General features: G+C 70.8%; 21 protein-coding genes. 10 read left to right on the top strand and 11 right to left on the bottom strand.

Going from position 1 to position 20,995, the window contains the following annotated elements; translation table 11 throughout:
- Nucleotides 1-26: 26 nt before the first annotated feature.
- From ACGTNF_RS15535 to ACGTNF_RS15525, 3 genes are read left to right on the top strand one after another with little or no spacing between them, the layout of a single operon-like run.
- Entirely contained in the window at nt 27-1,406 is a 1,380-nt protein-coding gene (locus ACGTNF_RS15535; protein WP_394602425.1) for a YjiH family protein, read from the top strand.
- A gap of 49 nt (nt 1,407-1,455) precedes the next feature.
- Entirely contained in the window at nt 1,456-3,090 is a 1,635-nt protein-coding gene (locus ACGTNF_RS15530) for a 5-guanidino-2-oxopentanoate decarboxylase (protein ID WP_394602424.1), read from the top strand.
- Nucleotide 3,091: 1 nt separating this feature from the next.
- Nucleotides 3,092-4,540: an aldehyde dehydrogenase family protein gene (locus ACGTNF_RS15525; RefSeq protein ID WP_394602423.1), complete on the top strand. Its 1,449-nt coding sequence runs from the start codon at nt 3,092-3,094 to the stop codon at nt 4,538-4,540.
- A gap of 61 nt (nt 4,541-4,601) precedes the next feature.
- On the opposite strand, the gene ACGTNF_RS15520 is transcribed toward ACGTNF_RS15525, so the two are convergent.
- The gene (locus tag ACGTNF_RS15520) at nt 4,602-5,366 is read right to left on the bottom strand and encodes a UTRA domain-containing protein (protein ID WP_394602422.1); all 765 of its coding nucleotides are present in this window, start codon (nt 5,364-5,366) and stop codon (nt 4,602-4,604) included.
- 281 nt (nt 5,367-5,647) lie between these two features.
- On the opposite strand from ACGTNF_RS15520, the gene ACGTNF_RS15515 reads away from it, so the two are divergent.
- From ACGTNF_RS15515 to ACGTNF_RS15490, 6 genes are read left to right on the top strand one after another with little or no spacing between them, the layout of a single operon-like run.
- Entirely contained in the window at nt 5,648-6,727 is a 1,080-nt protein-coding gene (locus ACGTNF_RS15515) for an ABC transporter substrate-binding protein (protein WP_394602421.1), read from the top strand.
- 58 nt (nt 6,728-6,785) lie between these two features.
- On the top strand, nt 6,786-7,610 hold the full coding sequence (locus ACGTNF_RS15510) for an alkaline phosphatase family protein (protein WP_394602420.1): 825 nt from the start codon (nt 6,786-6,788) through the stop codon (nt 7,608-7,610).
- Nucleotides 7,607-8,440, top strand: a complete 834-nt coding sequence (locus ACGTNF_RS15505; RefSeq protein ID WP_394602419.1) for an ABC transporter permease — start codon at nt 7,607-7,609, stop codon at nt 8,438-8,440. The genes ACGTNF_RS15510 and ACGTNF_RS15505 overlap by 4 nt, the downstream gene beginning before the upstream one ends.
- Nucleotides 8,424-9,263: an ABC transporter permease gene (locus ACGTNF_RS15500; RefSeq protein WP_394602418.1), complete on the top strand. Its 840-nt coding sequence runs from the start codon at nt 8,424-8,426 to the stop codon at nt 9,261-9,263. Before ACGTNF_RS15505 ends, ACGTNF_RS15500 begins: the two co-directional genes overlap by 17 nt.
- On the top strand, nt 9,260-10,414 hold the full coding sequence (locus ACGTNF_RS15495) for an ABC transporter ATP-binding protein (protein WP_394602417.1): 1,155 nt from the start codon (nt 9,260-9,262) through the stop codon (nt 10,412-10,414). The genes ACGTNF_RS15500 and ACGTNF_RS15495 overlap by 4 nt, the downstream gene beginning before the upstream one ends.
- On the top strand, nt 10,411-11,106 hold the full coding sequence (locus ACGTNF_RS15490) for an HAD family hydrolase (RefSeq protein ID WP_394602416.1): 696 nt from the start codon (nt 10,411-10,413) through the stop codon (nt 11,104-11,106). Before ACGTNF_RS15495 ends, ACGTNF_RS15490 begins: the two co-directional genes overlap by 4 nt.
- 52 nt (nt 11,107-11,158) lie before the next feature.
- Here the strand turns inward: ACGTNF_RS15490 and ACGTNF_RS15485 are convergent, their stop codons facing one another.
- From ACGTNF_RS15485 to ACGTNF_RS15450, 8 genes are all read right to left on the bottom strand, one after another.
- Nucleotides 11,159-11,434: an amphi-Trp domain-containing protein gene (locus tag ACGTNF_RS15485; RefSeq protein ID WP_394602415.1), complete on the bottom strand. Its 276-nt coding sequence runs from the start codon at nt 11,432-11,434 to the stop codon at nt 11,159-11,161.
- Nucleotides 11,431-12,852, bottom strand: a complete 1,422-nt coding sequence (locus tag ACGTNF_RS15480) for a metallophosphoesterase (protein WP_394602414.1) — start codon at nt 12,850-12,852, stop codon at nt 11,431-11,433. Before ACGTNF_RS15480 ends, ACGTNF_RS15485 begins: the two co-directional genes overlap by 4 nt.
- A gap of 96 nt (nt 12,853-12,948) precedes the next feature.
- Nucleotides 12,949-13,668 (bottom strand): histidine phosphatase family protein, encoded by a 720-nt coding sequence (locus tag ACGTNF_RS15475; protein ID WP_394602413.1) that lies wholly within the window; start codon nt 13,666-13,668, stop codon nt 12,949-12,951.
- Nucleotides 13,665-14,642, bottom strand: a complete 978-nt coding sequence (locus ACGTNF_RS15470; protein WP_152479837.1) for an NUDIX domain-containing protein — start codon at nt 14,640-14,642, stop codon at nt 13,665-13,667. Before ACGTNF_RS15470 ends, ACGTNF_RS15475 begins: the two co-directional genes overlap by 4 nt.
- A 2-nt stretch (nt 14,643-14,644) precedes the next feature.
- Complete coding sequence (locus ACGTNF_RS15465) at nt 14,645-15,745, bottom strand: HprK-related kinase B (RefSeq protein WP_394602412.1); 1,101 nt, start codon at nt 15,743-15,745, stop codon at nt 14,645-14,647.
- Entirely contained in the window at nt 15,742-16,635 is an 894-nt protein-coding gene (locus ACGTNF_RS15460) for a GAK system ATP-grasp enzyme (protein ID WP_394602411.1), read from the bottom strand. The genes ACGTNF_RS15465 and ACGTNF_RS15460 overlap by 4 nt, the downstream gene beginning before the upstream one ends.
- Nucleotides 16,628-18,268, bottom strand: coding sequence for a phosphotransferase (locus tag ACGTNF_RS15455; protein ID WP_394602410.1), 1,641 nt, complete (start codon nt 18,266-18,268; stop codon nt 16,628-16,630). The genes ACGTNF_RS15460 and ACGTNF_RS15455 overlap by 8 nt, the downstream gene beginning before the upstream one ends.
- The gene (locus ACGTNF_RS15450; RefSeq protein WP_394602409.1) at nt 18,249-18,734 is read right to left on the bottom strand and encodes an NUDIX domain-containing protein; all 486 of its coding nucleotides are present in this window, start codon (nt 18,732-18,734) and stop codon (nt 18,249-18,251) included. The genes ACGTNF_RS15455 and ACGTNF_RS15450 overlap by 20 nt, the downstream gene beginning before the upstream one ends.
- 152 nt (nt 18,735-18,886) lie before the next feature.
- Here ACGTNF_RS15450 and ACGTNF_RS15445 point away from each other — a divergent pair, with 152 nt between their 5' ends.
- Complete coding sequence (locus ACGTNF_RS15445) at nt 18,887-20,080, top strand: GAK system CofD-like protein (RefSeq protein WP_394602408.1); 1,194 nt, start codon at nt 18,887-18,889, stop codon at nt 20,078-20,080.
- 7 nt (nt 20,081-20,087) lie between these two features.
- Here ACGTNF_RS15445 and ACGTNF_RS15440 read toward each other — a convergent pair whose 3' ends face one another.
- Nucleotides 20,088-20,540 carry a universal stress protein gene (locus ACGTNF_RS15440; RefSeq protein WP_394602407.1) on the bottom strand — a complete coding sequence of 151 codons (453 nt, stop codon included), beginning with the start codon at nt 20,538-20,540 and terminating at the stop codon, nt 20,088-20,090.
- A 127-nt stretch (nt 20,541-20,667) separates the two neighbouring features.
- Entirely contained in the window at nt 20,668-20,898 is a 231-nt protein-coding gene (locus tag ACGTNF_RS15435; protein WP_394602406.1) for a hypothetical protein, read from the bottom strand.
- Between the last annotated feature and the right edge of the window lie 97 nt (nt 20,899-20,995).

Below are 20,995 nucleotides of genomic sequence, written 5' to 3'. Positions count from 1 at the left end.
CATTACAAGATCAATAGGGAAACCCCATGGCCAACTCCTTCGACACCCAACTGGCCAGTCGCGCGGCTCCGCTGAGCCGCGCCGGACTGCTGAAGTTCCTGATCCCCTCGCTGCTGGGCATCGGCCTGTTCCTGGTGCCATTCTCCACCGGCGACACCATCAACATCGGCATGGGCCTGATGGCCGACGGCCTCAAGGCGCTGCTCGGCGATGCCCTGCCGACCATCGCCACGGTCGTGCTGTGCCTGTCTGTGGCGCTGACGCTGACGGTCAAGCTGGCTCGGCCCGCCTGGGCCCGCGAGGGTGCCCTGCACGAGCTGTTCGACGTGGCGCCGCTGTGGGTGATCATGCGCGTGCTGGGCGCGGCGTTCGCACTGATGACCTACTTCCAGGTCGGCCCGGAGGCGGTCACCGCCTCCTTCACCGGGGGCGTGATGCTCAACGACCTGGCCCCGGTGCTGCTGACCTTCTTCTTCTTCGCCGCCATCCTGCTGCCCTTCCTGGTCGACTTCGGCTTCATGGAGTTCATCGGCAGCCTGGTGCGCACGCCCTTCCGCAAGATCTTCGGCCTGCCCGGGCGCAGCGCCATCGATGCCACCGCCTCCTGGATGGGGTCCGGCACCGTGGGCGTGCTGATCACCACCCAGCAGTACGAGCAGGGCTATTACAACGCCCGCGAGGCCTCGGCGATCGCCACCAACTTCTCCATCGTCTCCATCGCCTTCGCCCTGCTGGTGACCAGCTTCATCGGCATCAACCACCTGTTCGTGCCCTTCTACCTGACCGTGGTGGTCGCCGGCCTGGTCGCCGCCGTCATCGTGCCGCGCCTGCCGCCGCTGTCGCGCAAGTCGAACGCCTACCACGAGCCGGCAGGCTGCCAGATCCAGGAAGAAAACACCGGCGACCAGAGCCTGCTGCGCTATAGCCTGGGCATGGCCGTGGCACGTGCCGAGACCGCCCCGGGTCCGCTCAAGCTGGCACGCATCGCGCTGTTCAACGTCGCCGACATCTTCCTCGGCCTGCTGCCGCTGGTGATCGCCATCGGCACCGTGGCGCTGGTGCTGGCCGAGTTCACGCCGCTGTTCACCTGGCTCTCCGCGCCCATGGTGCCGGTGCTGGAATGGATGCGGATCCCCGAGGCCGAGGCCGCCGCCCCCGCCACCCTGGTGGGCTTCGCCGACATGTTCCTGCCGGCGGTGCTGGCCAGCGACATCGAGAGCGAGCTGACCCGCTTCGTGATCGCCTGCCTGTCGCTGACCCAGCTGATCTACATGTCCGAGATCGGCGCCCTGCTGCTGAAATCGAAGATCCCGCTCAAGCTGTGGGAGCTGGTGGTGATCTTCCTGCTGCGCACCGCCATCACCCTGCCGATCATCGTGGTCATGGGCCACTGGCTGGTGGGCTGAGACGATCCCCATGAACCGCGAGAGCCTGAACCCTGAGAGAGAAACGCCCATGACCTGCGCCGACCTGCTGATTCGCCTGCTGCGCGACACCTACGGGGTGGACACCGTGTTCGGGATCCCCGGCGTGCACACCGTCGAGCTCTACCGCGGCCTCGCCGGCGGCGAGGGCAGCGGCATCCGCCATGTCACGCCGCGCCACGAGCAGGGCGCCGGCTTCATGGCCGACGGCTACGCCCGCGCCACCGGCAAGCCCGGGGTGTGCTTCATCATCACCGGGCCCGGCATGACCAACATCGCCACCGCCATGGGTCAGGCGCTGGCCGACTCGGTACCGATGCTGGTGATCTCCAGCGTCAATCGCCGCGACACCCTGGGTCGCGGCCAGGGCCGGCTCCACGAGCTGCCCGGCCAGCAACAGCTGATGGCCGGGGTCGCCCGCTTCAGCCATACCCTGCTCGACCCCGACGGCCTGCCCGAGGTCCTGGCGCGCGCCTTCGCGGTGTTCGAGGGCGCCCGCCCCGGTCCGGTGCATATCGAGGTTCCCATCGACCTGTTCGATGCCCCGGTCCGCACGCCGCGGCACTGGCAGCGAACGGCACTGGCCAAGGCCGCGCCGGATCCCGTGGCCATCGCCGAGGCAGGCGCCTGGCTGGCAGATGCCGCACGCCCGCTGGTGCTGCTCGGCGGCGGCACTGTCGCTGCCCCCGAGGCCGCTCGCGCGCTGGTCGAGGCGCTCGATGCCCCCGCCGTCACCACCATCAACGCCAAGGGGCTGCTCGGCCGCGACCATCCCCTGGACCTGGGCGCCAACGCCTCGCTGCCGGCGGTGCGCGAGCTGGCACGGGACGCCGACGTGGTGCTGGCCATCGGCACCGAGCTCGGCGAGACCGACTACGACGTGGTGTTCGACGACGGCTTCACGCTCCAGGGACGACTGATCCGCATCGACGTGGACCCCCAGCAGCTGGCCCGCAACCAGGCCGCCGACCTGGCCCTGGTGGCCGACGCCGGCCAGGCCCTCATAGCCCTGGCGGCGCACTTCGAAGGCAGCCGGCTGAACCGCGGCGGCGCCGAGCGCACCCGGGCCGCCCATGAGGCGATGGGGCTCGCCGAGGAGCCGGCCTTCGCCGCCTACGTGCCGCTGTTCGACACCCTGCGCGAGGCCCTGCCCGAGGCGATCCTGGTCGGCGATTCCTGTGCCACCACCTACGCGGCCAACCATCTGGTCGCCCAGCCGGCCCCGCGGCGCTTCTTCAACGCCTCCACCGGCTACGGCACCCTCGGCTACGGCCTGCCGGCGGCGCTCGGCGCCAGCCTCGCCCGCCCCGATCTGCCGGTGGTGGCCCTGGTCGGCGACGGCGGGGTGATGTTCACCCTGCCGGAGCTGGCCTGCGCGGTGGAGGAGCGCCTGCCGGTGGTGATCCTGCTGTGGCACAACCAGGGCTACGAGGAGATCCGCCGCTTCATGGACGACGCCGGCGTCACCCGCCTCGGCGTCGACCTCCAGGCCCCGGACTTCCTCACCGTGGCCCGCGGCTTCGGCTGCCTGGCCACCCGCGTCGCCACCGCCACCGAACTGGCCCATGCCCTGGCCAGCCGTCCCGTCGACGGCCCGCTTTTGATCGAGATCGACGCCGCGGCCTGGGCTCGCGCCGCCTCGCCTGACACCGGACCCGGAGCCTGACATGCAACGACTCACCCAGCAGTTCATCGACAACCACTGGATCGCGAGCCGCGGCGAACGCCGCCTGCCGGTGACCGATCCCTATCGCCAGGAGACGATCGCCGAGGTCACCGCCGGCGACCCGGCCGACGTCGACGCCGCGGTGGACGCCGCGCGTCGCGCCCTGCCCGCCTGGCAGGCGCTGGGCGGCGAGCGTCGGGCGGCCTATCTCGAGGCCTTCGCCGACGCCCTCGCCGAGCGCCGCGAGGCGTTGATGCGGCTGTCTTCGACCAACAACGGCAAGGCCCTGGCCGAGACCGCCATCGATCTCGACGATGCCATCGCCTGCTATCGCTACTACGCCGGCCAGGCCCGCGCCCTGGAGGCCCGCCAGGGGCGCCTGGTCGAGCATGGCATGGACGGCATCGAGGCCCGCACCTACGAGGACCCGGCCGGCGTGGTCGGGCTGATCACGCCCTGGAACTTCCCGCTGGTCACCAGCGCCTGGAAGATCGCCCCGGCGCTGGCCGCCGGCTGCACGGTGGTGTTCAAGCCCTCCGAGGTCACCCCGCTGCCCGAACAGGCCGTGGCCGAGATCGCCCTCGAGATCGGCCTCCCGGCCGGGGTGCTCAACCTGGTGCACGGCGACGGCGAGGGCATCGGCGCGCCGCTCAGCGCCCATCCCGGCGTCGACAAGCTGTCCTTCACCGGCAGCAACGCCGTGGGCGAGCAAGTCATGCGCGCCGCCGCCGCGGGCACCCGCGGCGTGTCGCTGGAGCTCGGCGGCAAGTCGCCGATCCTGGTGCTGGACGACGCCGAGGTCGAGGCCGCCGCCGACTGGGTGATGGCCGGCATCTACTTCAACAGCGGGCAGATCTGCTCGGCCACCTCGCGGCTGATCGTGCACGCCTCGCTGGCCGACGCGCTCTATGCGGCGCTGGCCACGCGCATCGACGCCATCCGCCTGGGCGACCCGCTCGCCGACGACACCGACATGGGCCCGATGACCAGCGCGCGGCAGCGCGCGGCCGTGGAGGGCTACCTGGCCATCGCCGCCGAGGAGGGTCTCACCGCGGTGCGCGACGCCCGACACCGCGAGCTGCCCGCCCAGGGCGAGTTCGTCGCACCGACCCTGTATCGCGATGTGCCGGTCGACAGCCCACTGTGGCGGGAGGAGGTCTTCGGCCCGGTGCTGTGCGCCCGCAGCGTCGACAGCGACGCCGAGGCCATCGCGCTGGCCAACGACTCCGCCTTCGGCCTCGCCGCCACGGTGATCTCGGGCGACGCCGACCGCGCCCGCCGCGTCGGCCGCGCGCTGCGGGCCGGCAGCATCTGGTTCAACAGCGAGCAGCTGGTGCTGCCGGAGGCGAGCTGGGGCGGCTTCGGCATCAGCGGCATCGGCCGCGAGTTGGGCCCCTGGGGGCTGGCGGGCTACCTGGAGGTCAAGCACCTGATCGGGCCGGCGGACTGACGACCCCCGGCGCGCAAGACACGCCGCCCCGGCCCTCCGGCCGGGGCGGCGTCGTTTCCCCCTAGTCGCGGCTCTGCGGCGCGGCGCTGAGCGTCAGCTCGATGGCGTCGTGGCGCCAGTATTCGTCGTCGCAGTCCACGGCGCGGCCGTTCTGGTCGTGGTTGATGCGGGTGATGCGCTGCGCCGGGCTGCCGGGCGCGGCACGCAGCGCCTCGGCGGCCCGCCCGCCGAGCACGGTGGAGCCCAGCTCGAAGCCGACCCGACTGACCCGAATGGCGTACTCGCGGCGATAGAGGTCGGTGAGCGAGCGGGCCGCCAGGTCGAAGGCGAGGATCCCCGGGAAGCACTCGGGCCTCAGATGGTGCTCCACGTAGAGCACCGGCCGACCGTCGATCCGCCGCGCCCGGACGATCCGCTGCACCGGCGCGCCCTGCGCCAGTCCCAGCCGCCTCGCCACCACCGCCGGTGCCGGCACCTCGCCGGCCTCGAGCAGCGTCGTCTCGGCGCGGCGCTGCTGTGACTCGACCATCTCGCGAAACGGCAGGCACGCCAGCAGGTCGTAGCGCAGCCGCGGCGGCGAGACGAACCAGCCACGCCGATTCTCCCGATAGATGCGCCCCTCGGCCTCCAGCTGGGCCAGCGCCTCGCGCAGGGTGATCCGGGTGGTGGCGAAGCGCGCCATCATCTGACGCTCGGAGGGCAGGCGCCCCCCGGCCGCCGGCTGCCCCTCCTCGAGCAGGGAGAGCAGGGCCTGGTGCAGGCCGTGCGCCTGGGGCGTCAGCGCGGCATCCGGCGCGGAGGGGCGAAACTCGGCGGAAGAGGGCATGGCAAGGACTCGCTGACTGGTCTAGATCAATATTGCCACGACAAGGGAGATGGCAAAACGGCGTCAGTCTAGCGAAGGCCGGATGTCAGCCTGATGACAGCCGCCACATGACGAAATCATCGGGGAAAAGGGCGAGCATGGCCGGACATGGTACCGCCATCGAACTGACACCGGATCGTCATTTCTGGCGCCTAGAGTGCATCCTGTCGGCCGAACTGAACTAGACCAGATGATCGGCCACACGCGTATCGCCACATCCGTTCACCGCATGGAGCCTCGCCGTGAAACCGTCTCGTCCGCTGTTTACCCGTCTCGCCCTGGGCTGCGCCCTGGGCACCCTCGTCGCCGGCCCGGCCCAGGCCGATGACCATGACCTGTCCGCCCTGATCGAGGCCGCCCAGGCGGAAGGTCGCGTCGACAGCGTCGGCATGCCCGACACCTGGGCCAACTGGCAGGACACCTGGGCCGACCTGGAGGCCGAGTACGGCCTCGCCCACATGGACACCGACATGAGCTCCGCCGAAGAGGTCGCCAAGTTCAAGGCCGAGGGCGAGAACGCCACCGCCGACATCGGCGACGTGGGCTTCGCCTTCGGCCCGATCGCGGTCCAGCAGGGCGTCACCCAGCCCTACAAGCCCACCACCTGGGACGAGATCCCCGACTGGGCGAAGGACGAGGACGGCCACTGGATGCTGGGCTACACCGGCACCATCGCGCTGATGATCAACAAGGACCTGGTGCCCGAGGGAGAGCGCCCCGCCGCCTTCGCCGACCTGAGCGAGGGCGACTACGCGGTCGCGGTGGGCGCCGTGGGCCAGGCCTCCCAGGCCAACAACGCCGTGCTGGCCGCCGCCTACGCCAATGGCGGCGACGAGGGCGACCTGGCCCCGGGCCTGGCGGTGTTCGCCGAGCTGGCCGAGCAGGGGCGCCTCTCGCTGGCCGAGCCGAGCATCGCCAACCTGGAGAAGGGCGAGGTCGAGGTGGCCCTGCTGTGGGACTTCAACGCCCTGAACTACCGTGACCGGATCGATCGCGACACCTTCGAGGTGGTGATCCCCGCCGACGCCTCGGTGACCTCCGGCTACGCCACCATCATCAACCGGCACGCGCCGCATCCCCATGCCGCCAAGCTGGCCCGGGAATACATCCTCTCCGACGAGGGCCAGTTCAACCTGGCCGAGGGCTATGCCCGGCCGATCCGCGCCGAGCACCTGACCCTGCCCGAGGCGATCGCCGCCAAGCTGCTGCCCAACGCACAGTACGCCAATGCTCGGCCGATCCAGGACTTCGCCGCCTGGGAACAGAGCGCCCGCGAGCTGCCGCGCCAGTGGCAGTCCCAGGTGCTGATCCACCAGCAGTAACCCCGCGCCCCATCCACCATCGCCGCTTCCCGCTCAGGGAAGCGGCCTGGAGCCCGTCATGTCACACCGTGTGATCCTGGTCGTCCTCGACGGCCTCAACCATGCCGTCGGCCAGCATGCCATGGGGCACCTGCACGCCCTGTGCGAGGCCGGCCGCGGCAGCTACCACAGCCTGGACTGCGAGCTACCGGCCATGTCGCGGCCGCTCTACGAGTGCCTGCTCACCGGCGACCGGCCGGTGGATTCCGGGGTGGTCCATAATCAGGTCGTGCGTCGCTCCCACGGCACGAGCCTGTTCGACCTGGCGGTGCGCCAGGGCCGGCGCACCGCGGCGGCGGCCTACCACTGGATCAGCGAGCTCTACCTGGTCGCCCCCTTCGATCGCACCCGGCACCGCTTCCACGAGGACCCCGAGAGCGCCATCCAGGCGGGGCTCTTCTACTGGCAGGACCACTACCCCGACGATCATCTGTTCAGCGACGCCGAGATCCTGCGCCGGCGCCAGGATCCCGACTTCCTGCTGGTCCACAGCATGAACATCGACGACGCCGGCCACCATCACGGCGGCGACACGCCCCAGTACCGCAACGCCGCCCGCCACGCCGACATCGCCCTGGCCGACTACCTGCCCCGCTGGCTGGCCGAGGGCTACCAGGTGATGGTCACCGCCGATCACGGCATGAATGCCGATCGCTCCCACTCCGGCATCCTCGAGGAGGAGCGCCGGGTGCCGCTGTGGACCTTCGGCGATGCCTTCGCCCACCGCCCGGTGGAGCGCCTGGAGCAGACCCGCCTGTGCGGCACCCTGGCCTGCCTGCTGGGCCTGGTCCACGACAAGCCTCGTCACGACGAGCTGCTGGTCGACGGGAGCGCGTCGCCATGAGTCGCCTCTCCCCCGCGCTGTTGTGGCTCGCCCCCTTCGCGGTGGTCTTCGCGGCCTTCCAGCTGGCGCCGCTGGCCTGGGTCGCCGTCAGCGCCTTCCGGGTCGGCGAGGGCTGGGGCCTGGATCACTTCCGGGAGATCGCGAGCTCGCCCTTCTTCCGTCAGGCGATCTGGCGCAGCCTGGAGATCTCGCTGGTCTCGAGCCTGATGGGGCTGGTCATCGCCACCCTCACCTGCCACAGCCTGAGCCGCACCGACGGTCGGCTGCGGCGGCTGATGGTGGCCTTCACCAACATGACCAGCAACTTCGCCGGTGTTCCCCTGGCCTTCGCCTTCATCATCCTGCTGGGCGCCAACGGGGTGCTGACCCTGGCCCTGCAGCGCCTGGGGGTGATCGACGACTTCAACCTCTATTCGAAGGCCGGGCTGATCGTCATCTACACCTGGTTCCAGATCCCGCTGGGCATCCTGCTGCTGTTTCCCGCCTTCGGCGGCCTGCGCCCGGACTGGCGGGAGGCGGCCAGCCTGCTGGGCGCGGGTCGCCTGGGGTACTGGCGGCACGTGGGGCTGCCGGTGCTGTGGCCGGCGTTGGCCGGCACCCTGACCATCCTGCTGGCCAACGCCATGGGCGCCTATGCCACCGTCTACGCCCTGGTCAACACCAGCTACAACCTGATGACCATACGCATCGCCAACCTGGTGTCGGGCGACCTCTTCCTGCAGCCGAACCTGGCCAGCGCCCTGGCGCTGGTACTGGTGGCGCTGCTGGCGGTGGTCACCCTGATCCAGCAGTGGCTGCTGCGCAGGAGCTACCATGTCGCCGAACGCTGATCTCGCCCTGCCGCGACCCGCCCCCCGCCGCCTGGCGCTGCCCTCCTCCCACGGCCTGGTGGTGATCGCGGTGTTCACCCTGCTGGCGCTGCCGCTGGTAGCCACCCTGGGCTATGCCCTGGCGGCGAGCTGGGGCGCCAGCCTGCTGCCCGACGGCCTGACCCTGAAGTGGTTCGCCGAGCTGTGGACCACGCCGCGCTTCCTGGCCGCCTTCGCCCGCTCGCTGCTGGTGGCCGCCGGCGCCCTGGCGCTGTCGCTGGTCCTGGTGGTGCCGGTGGCCCTGCTGGCCCATACCCGCTATCCGCGCCTGGATGCCTGGATGAACGGCCTGATCCTGATGCCCTTCGCCGTGCCGCCGGTGGTCTCCTCGGTGGGCCTGCTGCAGCTCTATGCCGGCGGGCCGCTGCCGCTGGTGGGCACGCCCTGGATCCTGATCCCGACCTACTTCACCATCGTGCTGCCCTTCATGTACCGGGCCATCGCCAACAGCCTGCGTGCCATCGACGTGGTGGCGCTTCAGGACGCCGCCCGCCTGCTGGGCGCCGGGCCGCTGCAGGCCTTCTTCCTGGTGGTGCTGCCCAATATCCGGGTCGGGGTACAGATCGCCATCTTCCTGTCGTTTTCCTTCCTCGCCGGCGAGTTCGTGTTCGCCAACATGCTGGTGGGCACCCGCTTCGAGACCCTGCAGGTCTACCTCAACAACATGCGCGGCGAGAGCGGCCATTTCACCAGCGCCCTGGTCATCACCCTGTTCGCCTTCACCCTCCTGCTGACCTGGCTGGGCAACCGCCAGGCCGACCACGCCAAGGACACCGCCCCATGACGCCTTCCATGACCACCGGCGCCCCCGTGTCGATGCCCTTCACCCGCGACGCGGCGCACGACGCGCCGGACGGCCTGATGCAGGGCCTGCTGCGCGACCAGCAGGCCGCCCGGGGCTACCTGCGCCTCGAGGGGCTGGCCAAGCGTTTCGGCACCACCCGGGTCTTCGAGGGCATCGACGCCGAGATCGCTCGGGGGGAGTTCATCACCCTGCTCGGCCCCTCCGGCTGCGGCAAGTCGACCCTGCTGCGCGCCCTCGCCGGCCTCACGCCGCTGGATCGCGGACGGCTGGTGGTGGACGACCAGGACATCACGGCGCTGCCCCCCCAGCAGCGCGGCATCGGCATGGTCTTCCAGCACTATGCCCTCTTCCCCAACCTACGGGTCGAGGACAACGTGGCCTTCGGGCTGCGCATGAAGCGGGTGCGCCGCGAGGAGCGCCAGCGCCGGGTCGAGGAGGCCCTGCGCCTGGTGGAGCTCGGCGATCAGGCACGCAAGTACCCCCACCAGCTCTCCGGCGGCCAGTGCCAGCGCGTCGCCCTGGCCCGCGCCCTGGTGGTCGAGCCACGCATCCTGCTGATGGACGAGCCGCTGTCGGCGCTGGACGCGCGCATCCGCCGTCACCTGCGCGACCAGCTCCGCGACATCCAGCAGAGCCTGGGCCTGACCACCCTGTTCGTCACCCACGACCAGGAGGAGGCCCTGCTGATGTCCGACCGGATCCTGCTGATGCACGAGGGGCGCATCCTCCAGCAGGGCGACGCCGAGGCCCTCTACACCCGGCCGGCCGATCGCCACGCGGCGGGCTTCATGGGACACTACAACCTGCTCGAGGCCGAGCGGGCCCGCCCCCTGCTGGGCCGCCCGAGCCCCGCGTCACGGATCGCCCTGCGCCCGGAGGCGCTCTACCTGGTGCCCGACGAGGACGACGGCCCGGCCCGCGGGGACCTCCCCGACCGCCCGGGACCGGGCTGCCCGGGCATCGTCCGTCGCCGCCGGCTGCTGGGCAGCATCGTGCGCTACGAGGTCGAGTGCCAGGGGATGCGCCTGAACGTGGACGAACTCAACCGCAGCACGCGCCACCTGCTGGCCGAGCAGGCCGGGGTGACGGTGCATGCCGATCTGGACGAGGTACAGGAGCTGGACGCATGAGCGCGACACCCGAAGGACCGAGCCTGGCCCTGTTCGACCTGGACGATACCCTGCTCGACGGCGACATCACCGGCCTATGGAACGAGTGGCTGATCGAGCGCGGCTGGATCGTCGACGCCGCGAGCCACCGCGCGACCTGGGACGCCCACATGGCCGACTACGTCGCCGGCACCCTGGACTTCGAGGCGCACCTGGCCTTCCTGCTGGCGCCCCTGGCCGGCCGCCCGGTCGGCGAGGTGACCCGGGAGGTGGACGCCTGCCTGGAGGCCCGGGTGCTGCCGCGGCTGTTCCCCGGCGGGCGGGCGCGGCTCGAGTGGCATCGCCGCCAGGGCCACCGGACGCTGATCATCTCCGCCTCGACGGCCCAGCTGGTCGCCCCCCTGGCCCGCCGGCTGGGCTGCGACGCCGCCCTGGCCACCGAGCTGGAGGTGGTCGACGGCCGCTATACGGGCCGGGCGCAGGGGACCCGCACCTTCCGCGACGGCAAGCTGCGCGCCCTCGGCGAATGGCTGGAGGGCGCCGCGGTGCGCGAGTCCTGGGGCTATTCGGATTCCCGCAACGACCTGCCGCTGCTCGAGGCCGTGGACCGCCCCCATGCCATTCACCCGGACGCCACCCTGGCGGCGGTGGCCAGGCAACGGGGCTGGCCGATGCCCTGCTGGCGTGAAGCGGCCACCGCCGACGGGGCCTGAACGCGCGCCGCGGCCTCGCCCGGGGCGGGGCCGCGGTGAGGTGAGGCCGCGCTCAATCGTCGTGGTCGACCTGCAGGGTCGACTTCTTGGCCTTGGCATCGCTGGCCTGCCAGGAGAGGCGGATGTCCAGGCGGTGGTAGTCGTCTTCCTTGCGCGCGGTGATCTTGAGATTGATCAGCCCCTTGGGGGCGAGGCGGATCTCGCCTTCGTCATCCGAGAACGACAGCACGCCCTTGGCCAGCCCCTTGGTGATCGCCTTGAGGATCTCCTGGGCGCCCTTGAGGCTCTGCAGCGATTCGTGCCGGAAGAGGCTCTTCTCGGTCTTCATGATGGTCTTGCCTTCTTCTGGGTGGCCGCACGCCGCCTCTCGAGGTAGCGCTCCGGTTCGAAGACCTTGGCATGCGGATAGTCGTTGCTGATGCCGATCACCCGGCCCGCCGGGTCGATGATGGTCACGCCCATGCCATGCCCCTCTAGCCCTTCCTTGCGACGCGAGTTGCGGTCCAGGGTGATGTCGCCCTCGATGTGCAGCATGCCGCGGCGGATCATCAGGCGCTGCCCGGCGGTGAGGTTGATATGGCCGTGCACCACCGCGTGGATGCCCTGGCGATAGACGCGGTCGACGCCGTGCTCGGTCAGGGGAAAGTCGACCTTGCGATACTTGGTGCGCAGGGGGTTGGCCAGCGGCCCATAGTAGAACCCGAAGGGATCCTCGAGCACCTGCTCGGCGAAGCGCCGGTTCAACGCCTCGACGCCCTCGTCCTCGATCAGGCGGGCGGTGCTGTCGTCCAGCCCCGCGTGCACGAACAGGAAGGAGCCCTCCCGGTGGGCGAGTCGCATGGCCTCGAAGAACCAGGCGAACTCGCCCCCCGGGCGCAGGAACAGCGCGCACAGCACCTGCGACGCGGCATAGACCTGGCGCAGCGTCAGGCCGGCCTTCTCGCAGGCGGCCTCGAAGTTCGCCACCTTCTTGCGCAGCCGGGCGAGCTCCCGCTCGATGGCCTTGTCGCTCATCTGCTCACGCGCCATGGCCGGGAAGGCCTCGAACCAGTGCTCGTCGGGAAACAGCCGCCGCCGGCAGCCCTTCCGACCCGGCACGCCGGCCAGCGGCTTCTTCTTGCCGGCCAGGTACTCGGCGTACACCTCCTTGAGCAGCGGGATGGCCTTGCCGCCCATGCGCACGAAGAGGTGCACGGTGCGCGGCGAGCGCTCGTGTTCCAGGGCCATCAGCCCCATCAGCAGGCGCATGTCATGGTTGCCCGCCAGCAGCGTCACCCGGGCGCCGCTGTCCATCAGCCGGCGCAGGCTGCGCAGCAGCGCCAGGTTGCTGGGCCCCTTGTCCAGGCAGTCGCCGCCGATCACGAAGACGCCCTTGCGACCGCGCTGGGTCAGGCGGATCTCGTCGAGGCCCGACCCGGTCTGCTTCACGCCGCCCGAGGCCACCAGCGAGCCCACGAAGGCCTGGGCATCGGCGTGCGGGTCGGAGATGAAGAAGACCCGACGCTCGGGCCAGGCCCAGGGGCGATGCGACACCGCGCGGCGCAGCAGGCGGGTGACCACCGCCGGCGAACTGCCGCCCCGCGCCTGGGCGTTGCGCCCGCCCGGCACCCAGGGCTCCACGGTGGTCGGCAGCGACTCGGTCAGCCACGACGGCCCCTTATAGCGAGGAAAGCCGCGGGGAAGGCCGTGGCCCTCGTCGCCGACATTCGTACCGGTTGTCTCGGAACGGGCCTGACCACTCGCCATGCGCGGGCTCCTGGAGGAAGAAGAAAAGGAGAAAGCGGGAACGAGCCAGCCTATGACCTCGAGGTGACGGTTCGATGACGGCCCGCCGCGCCGGACCTAGTCGTGATAGCCATCGCCGTCCCTCACCTTCCAGCGCCCGCCGACATGATGCCAGCGGCCGTGGGCGTCGCGCTCCAGGTAGACCGGCGCGGCGTGATACATGCTCAGCCGGGCGATGTCGTCGAAGGCCAGCACGCCGAGCCGATGGGCGGCGTGGCGGAAGGACGCCCCGTGGCCGACGAAGACCTTGAGCGTGTCCTGCCCGGCCTGCGCCGACAGCGCGGCCATGCGCGACTCGAGATGCTCGGCAACGCGCTCGCCGGCCTCCATCAGCGACTCCGCCCCGGGCAGCGGAAGCCGGAAGTGGCTGTTCGACTTCCAGTCCGCCGGCAGCTCGCCGCAGCGCGGATCCGCCGCGACCACCTCGGCGATCTGCGCCGCGCTCAGGTTCGCCGCGCAGCCCAGCCCGCGCTCGGCCAGGGCGGAGAAGCTCTCGACCCGCGGCGCCGCCGCACACGGCACGCCGGCCGAGGAAAGCGCCGCCTTCAGGCCCTCGGCGGTCTGCCAGGCCCGCAGCAGGCGCGAGGCATCGATGGTCTCGGCCAGGCGCCAGCCTTCGGCGGCCAGGGTCTGGGCCAGCGTGCGGCCGGCCTCGGCGGCCTGGGCCTCGCCGCGTTCGGTCAGCGGGAAGGGCTGGTGGGCGCTCGGCGTATCCGCCAGCTGGTGATAGTCGCCGTGGCGGATCAGCGCCGCGATGGTGCGGGGCGAGCGCGTCATGACGCACCGCCCGACCGGAGACGCGCCGCCAGCGCACGCAGCTCGCGCGCCAGCGCCTCGCCCCTGACCGCCGCGGCGGCCTCCTCGGGCGCGAACCAGCGCCGGGTGCGGTGCGGCTCCTCGCGGTCATGCTGCGGCTGCTCGGCGTCGACGCGCATGGCGAACAGCGCCACCTCGCAGGCCGCGCCCCACTTGGCCTGGCGATAGTGGCCCGGCGCCACGGCGGCGATCGCGCCGCCGATGCCGGCCTCCTCGCCCGCCTCCTTGAGCGCCGAGGCCTCGGGGGAAAGCCCCGGCTCGACGATGCCCTTGGGCAGGCTCCAGTGGCGGTTGCTGCTCGAGCCGATCAGCAGCACCTCGAGCGCGCCGTCGCGCCAGCGATAGGGCAGCACCGCGGACTGGGTGTAGTAGTAGGCCGGCCGCTCGCGCCGCTCGGCGCCGTCGGGAAACGGGAAGGGAAAGCCCTCGGGCAGCGCCTTCGGGCGCTTTAGCTCGAGCAGCCGCGCCCCGCCGGCGGCGAGCGACGCCCAGGCGCCGTCCAGGCCGAGGCGCGCCAGCGCCGCGGTGGGCAGGCGCTTGCCGCTCTCCGGCTCGGGAAGCGGCTCGGGCGAGAGCCAGTCGAGGAATTCCTCCAGGCCGGGGTTGTGGCCGACCACCATCAGCCGCGAGATATCGTCCGGGCAGCGCGCCACCACGTGCGCCAGCGCCTCGGGGTCGCCCTCGTAGAGGTCCGGCTCCACCGTCACGGCCTCAACGGTCAGGCCCATGGCCTTGGCGCACTTCTCGGCGGTGGCCCGGGCGCGCTCGGCGGGCGAGGTCAGGATGCGCTGCGGCACCCGCCCCTGTTCGGCCAGCCAGGCGCCCATGCGCTGGGCACCGAGCTTGCCGCGCTTCTTCAGCGGGCGCGCGAGATCGTCGACCGGCACCGACCCGTCGGACTTGCCGTGGCGCAGCAGCAGCAGCTCGCGAGACATGGCTAGCCCTCCAGCAGGGGAATGAGATGCCCCTCGACCAGGGCGTCGAAGTCGACGCCGCCGCTGACCTCGAACACCGGCACACCGGCCAGCACATCGAGGTAGGCGGCCTCGTCGAGGGGCTCGTCGTCGGTCAGGAAGCTGCCGTCCGCGCGCTGATAGAAGGGCCCCGCCGACTTCATGATCGCCGCCAGCAGGTCGCGGCGCCGCGTCGGATCCACGGCGGCGACCCGCGGAGGGCTCGCGTCGTCGCGGCGCCAGTTGAGGACCACGAAGCCTCCCAGGGCCGCCTCGTCGATGAGGCGATCGGGGCCGTAGCACGCGGCGACGGGCACGTCGTGCTTCTCTTCCAGCTCCCAGAGCTCGTCGGCCGGCAACGCCCGCAGCGCCGCCCGGCGCGCGGCCGGGATCAACGCCTCGAGGCGGGGATTGTGGAGCGCGGTGCCGGGATTGATGCGCGGCTGCTTGGGCACGCCGGCGGCCCGCACCTCGCCGCCCTCGCGCTTGAGGAACAGCCGGTCGTTGGTCAGGAAGACGCTCCCGGGATGCTCCAGGGCATGCAGCATGGCGGTGGACTTGCCGCCGCCGGAGAAGCCGGCGATGGCCAGGGCCCGGCCGCCGCGCACCAGCGCCGCGGCGTGGCAGACCTGCCAGTCCGCCCGCTGCAGCTGGTTCATGTATTGGGCGATGACGAAGTTCACCACCTGGTTGTCGTGGGCCAGGCAGGGGCCGGCCGCGACGCAGTGCGCCGCGCTCTGCAGGAACACCATGCCGGTGCGCACCTTGCGCACCAGCCGGCCGCCGGGCAGGTCGTGGACGCTGTCCTTGCGGCCGGTCTTGCCGGGCTCGCGGGCCCAGTCGACGAAGGCGGTGTCCAGCGCGGGCGCCTCGCGCTCGATGGCGATCACCTCGAGCGTCGCCGCCGCCTGGGGCGCCAGGCAGTGGGCGAAGTAGTCGCCGAGGCGCTCGAGCAGCGCGGCCGAGTTGGAACGGATCGCCAGCGTCGCCCGCCCCATGTCGAGCACCAGCGCGCGCTCGAGCAGTTCGGCCTCGCCGATCAGCGTCTCGGCCAAGGCCGCCGGCGATTCCTTCACCGCACTCATAGTTCGCTCAGCACGTGGTCGAGGTAGGCGCCGGCGGCGTCGATGCCCGCGCCCTCCAGGGCGCCGCGAAAGCCGCCGAAGGCGGACACCTCGAAGACGATCGGGCCGTCCGGGGTCTCGGCCACGTCCACGGTGGTGAAGTCCAGGCCGAAGGGCGCCTGGGCCCGAGTGGCCAGGTCGATCAGTGCCTCCGAGGGCGCATAGGCCTCGTAGCGGCCGCCGCTGTGGATGGTGGTGTTCCAGCTGTCGCCGCTCTGGGGCACCCGGGCATAGGTGCCGAGGTAGCGCCCGCCGGCGAACACCATGCCCAGATCGCGGCCGGGCAGCTCGACCCTGCGCTGCAGGTACATCATCGGGTTGTCGCGGCGGAAGGCCTCGACCTCGGCGCGCAGCGCCTGCGGCGACCGGTCGGCGGAGATCACGCACATGCCCCGGGCCTTGGTCGAGAACAGCGGCTTGAAGACCGCCTCGCCGAAGCGCCGGACGGCCTCGCAGGCGCTGTCGACGTCCTCGGTGACGACCGTCTCCGGCATCGGGATGCCGGCGTGGCGCAGGGTGAGGGTGCAGCTGAGGCGATTGATCAGCCGCAGCATCTTCTCGGCACCGCTGAATACCCGCACGCCCCGGGCCTCCGCCGCCCGCAGCAGCTCCAGGCGATCCAGGCTGTCGGGGCTGTACTCGGCGCTGATCTTCTTCACGACCAGGGCGTCCAGCTCGCCGAGATCCAGGCCCCGGTGGTCGAGGCGGCCGGTGGTCAGGTCGAGGCTGACGTGCTGAAGGTCGATCACCGCACGAAACCCGGTCCGCGCCTCGATGGCGTCGGCCAGCACCTCGGTGGACCACTTGCCGGGAATGCCCACCACGCCGATCCTGGGATTGGGGTCAGTCAACGAAAATCTCCTTCATGGGAATACGAAAACGGTCGGCCTTCTCCAGATCGGCCGCCAGGACCCGCTCGAGCAGATAGCGCGCGCGCAGGAACATGCGGCTGGCCAGCGACTGGTCGAGGATGAAACGGGTCGAGGTGGCGAAGGAGCGCGCCAGCCCCAGCGCCAGCCTCAGCTCGAAGGTGGTGTCGCCCCGGGACATCGCATAGCGCCGCGCCGTGCGATAGAAGTCCTGGGCCAGGCCCATGATGCGCCGACGCAGCGGGGCGTCCATGATCTGCAGCCGATAGTTGGAGACCATGAACACCGAGACGTCCTGCACGTAGTCCATGTAGCTGGAGCGGTGCAGATCGATGAAGTTGATCCGCCGCTCGAGCGGGTCGTAGATGATGTTGTCGACGTTGAAGTCGCCGTGGATGTACACCGAGAACGGCGCGTCCAGCTCGGCCTCCCGGGCCCTGGCGCGCTCGACCAGCGCATCGAAGCCGAGCAGGTCGACGCCGCACACCGTCGCGCCGCCGCTTCGGAACTCGGGATGGATCTTGTAGACCTCGCCGAGGCGCTTCTCGAGCTGCTGCATGTAGCCGGCGGCGACCGGGGTGTCGGTATGGGTCTCTCGCCACACCGACCTCAGCGTGCGGGTGAGCCGCTTGAGGGCCTCGTCGAGCAGCTCGGGCGGCTCGTTGAGCAGGATGTGCTCGAAGGTGAGGCCGGGCAGGTGCTCGATCAGCAGCGCCGCCGACTGGCCGCGCTTCTTGTAGGACAGGATCCTGGGCGCCAGACCGGGATAGATCTCGTGCCAGCTCTCGACCCCCTGGCGCTCTTCCTTGACCTTGCGCTTGAGGCCGTCCTTGAAGATCGCCACGTAGTCGTCGTCATCGCCGGTGGAGATGCCCGAGATGCTGCTGCCCGAGCGGGTCTCGGCGATCGGCGCCATGTTGAAGGCCTCGTCCTCGCCGTCGGCCAGCTCCTCGACCAGCGAGTGCAGCGAGCGGTAGCGCTCGAAGTTCATCGACTGCCCCAGGTTGGCCGAGATGATCACCTCGCCGAGATGCAGCAACACGTCGCCCATCTGGCGGATCGTCTGGGCCACGAACAGCGCCCGGGTCAGGTCCTCGGTGCTGTTGTCACGCTGCTTGAGGGCGGCGACGCCGTCGTTCACCCGCTGCTGGACGCGCTTGTGCAGCGTCTGCTGGAGGCGGCCGATCTGCAGCGCCTGCTGGGTGTCGCTGTCGGCGACCGCACCCTCGACCCGGGCCACGCCGGAGCGCACCAGCGCCAGCATCGGCGGGAAGTCCTCCGGCGACAGCACCGCGGGATCGTCGACGTCGACCAGCTGGCGCACGCCCTCGCGGGCCAGCTCGGTGAGCCGGTCCAGGTCCGTCGCCACCAGCTCCAGGCTGCGCAGGATGCGCCGCCGCGCCTGGCCGGTCTTCTTGCGCGACAGCCGCCGGACGCAGTCGGCATGGATGCGCATCTTGAGGTTGCGGGCGTAGCCGTCGCGCTCCGAGACGCGCCGGGCGATGGCCGCGGTCGGGGTGGCGAAGAAGGCCTGGAGATTGGCCAGCTGGGAGTCCACCTCGACGCACAGGAAGCGCAGATTGTCCCGAATGCTCTCAGGAATCCGGTGAGTCATGGAACACGCCTGTGTAGAGGGGCCCGGCCGCGGCGCTTCCGGCGCGGATCAGGCGGGGCAGCAGCGAAGCCAGGTAGAAGGGGGAGAACGCCAGCCCCGCGAGGGCATCGGCCTCGACCCACTGCACCTCGAGCTGGCGCTTGTCGGGGCGGATGCCGTTGCGCGGCGTGTAGTCGTCGGGCACGGTCGCGAGAAACAGGAAGTCGACCTGATGACGGCGCGCCGGCGGCTCGGTCCGCTTGAGCTTGAAGTAGTCGCAGACCCGCACCAGCGACGGCGACAGCACCTCGGTGTCGATCTCCTCGCGGCACTCGCGCTGCAGCGCGGCCTCCAGGGATTCGCCGGTGTCCTGCCCGCCGCCGGGCAGGGCATAGACGTCGCCCTCCTTCCTCAGAAGGAGCAGGCGGTCGTCGCGCAGGATCAGCGCTCTGGCCGAATTGCGCACACCGGGAATCAGCTCGGCCATGTTGGAGTCACTCGAATGTTACTTGAGATCAAGGATGCCACACTTGATATGACATTCTTGTGACAACGCGCCCGAGCGCCGGCCAGGCGACAAGTCCGCGGAAAACAGGCACTCTGAGCGCGGAAAACTCCAGCACAGGGAAGATCGAAGGCATGGTCGACGTCCGCGTCACCCGCACCGCCCGGGTACCCGACCCGCTGCGGGTCCAGCGCTATCAGAAGGCCCCGGAACTGGGCCCGCGGCTGCTGTTCTTCAGCGGCGGCTCGGCCCTCAACGGCATGTCGCGGCGGCTGCAGCACTACACCCACAACTCCATCCACCTGGTGACGCCCTTCGACTCCGGCGGCAGCTCCGCCAAGCTGCGCGAGGCCTTCGACATGCCCGCCATCGGCGACCTGCGCAGCCGGCTGATGGCGCTGGCCGACGACTCCATCCTCGGCCATCCCGAGGTCTACCGGCTGTTCACCCATCGGCTGCCGAAGGACGGCGAGCCGGCGGCCCTGCGCGCGACCCTCGACGAGCTGGTGAGCGGGCGCCACCCGCTGACCGACGACATCTCCAACCCCATGCGCCGGCTGATCTGCCACCAGCTCGGCTTCTTCCGCGAGGCCATGCCCGCGGACTTCGACCTGCGCGGCGCCAGCATCGGCAACCTGATCCTCGCCGGCGGCTACCTGAACAACCATCAGCAGCTCGACCCGATCATCTTCCTGTTCTCCAAGCTGGTGCACGTGCGCGGCACGGTGCGCGCCGTGGTCAACAAGGACTACCACCTGGCGGTCACCCTGGAAGACGGCCGCCGGGTGCTGGGCCAGCACCGCATCACCGGCAAGGAGGTCGCGCCGCTGACCTCGCCCATCGCCGGCATCGAGCTCTCGGCCAGTCGCGACCGCGACGAGCCCATCACCGCCAGGCTGCGCAAGAAGAACCGCCGGCTGATCGCCTCCGCCGAGCTGATCTGCTACCCGCCGGGCAGCTTCTACTCCAGCCTGCTGGCCAACCTGCTGCCGGAAGGTGTCGGCCGGGCGATCCATGCCAACCGCTGCCCCAAGGTGTTCATCCCCAACTCGAGCCCCGACCCCGAGCAGGCCGGCCTGGGCCTGGAGCAGCAGATCACCGTGCTGCTCGACACCCTGCGCCGCGACATCGGCGAGGCCTGTCCGGCCCATGAGCTGGTGAACTTCGTGCTGCTCGACCGGGCGCGCGGCGACTATCCCGGCGAGCTGTCCGACGCCTTCCTGGCCGACCTCGGCATCACCCTGATCGAGACCCGGCTGATCGGCGAGAGCGGCACGCCCCACTACGATCCCGACCTGCTGGCCACGGCCCTGCTGTCGCTGGTGTAGGCGGGCATCAGGCCACGGTAATGACCGAGCACTCGGCGACATGGCTGACCTTGTGCGAGGTGCTGCCGAAGATCATGCCGTGCATGTCGCTGATCCCGCGGCTGCCCATCACGATGGCATCGACGCCGCGCCGCGACGCCTCATGGAGAATCGTCTCGGCCGGCGTGCCCTGACGCACCACCGACTCGACCTCGAGGCCGCTCAGGTCGACGGCGGCGTGGACCTTCTGCAGGGCATCGTCGGCGTCGGCCTTCAGCGCATCGGCGATCTCGTTCCAGTTGTCCGTGGTGAAGGGCTCGGGCATGCCCCCGGTGAACAGCCCCATGTTGCCGGGCGGATACTCGGCCACGGTCAGCAGGATCAGCGACGCGGAGGAGCCCCGCGCCAGCTGCGCCGCGACGCCCAGCGCCTTGGCGGAGTGTTCGGAGCCGTCGACGGGCACGAGGATGGACTGATACATGGTGGCCTCCTGCGGGCGGGTCGCGGGAAGCGCACCGCTTCCCGCTATCTATCCAGCCTAGTCGCTGGCGCCGCAGGCGGCCGGGGATCGCCCGCGCGCTTGACGGACATCAAGCCGCGGGCCGGGCTCAGTCGTCGTCGGCCAGGCGACGCGCCATGGCCTTGCGCGCCCGATTGCGCCGATAGAGCCGCACCAGGGCGATCCACAGCGCGGCCGCCACCATGGCGGCCAGGGTCCAGCCCTGCCACACGCGCGCCGCGTCGCCGAGCACGGTCTCCAGGGTGATGATGAGGATGAAGCCCAGGGCCTGGCTGGCGATGGCCAGGGCCCGCAGGGTGTCGAAGGCCTGACGTGCCATGAGTGCTCCCGCTGGATGACAGCCCCGCCCGCCGACAGTAGGCTTGGCGAGAATAATCCGCCCAGTGTACCCGGTCCGGCCCCACGCGCCGACCCTG

The sequence above is a fragment of the Halomonas sp. B23F22_10 genome (assembly GCF_043496975.1).
Lineage (GTDB): Bacteria > Pseudomonadota > Gammaproteobacteria > Pseudomonadales > Halomonadaceae > Halomonas > Halomonas smyrnensis.
This window is presented reverse-complemented; position numbering and strand designations above follow the sequence as displayed.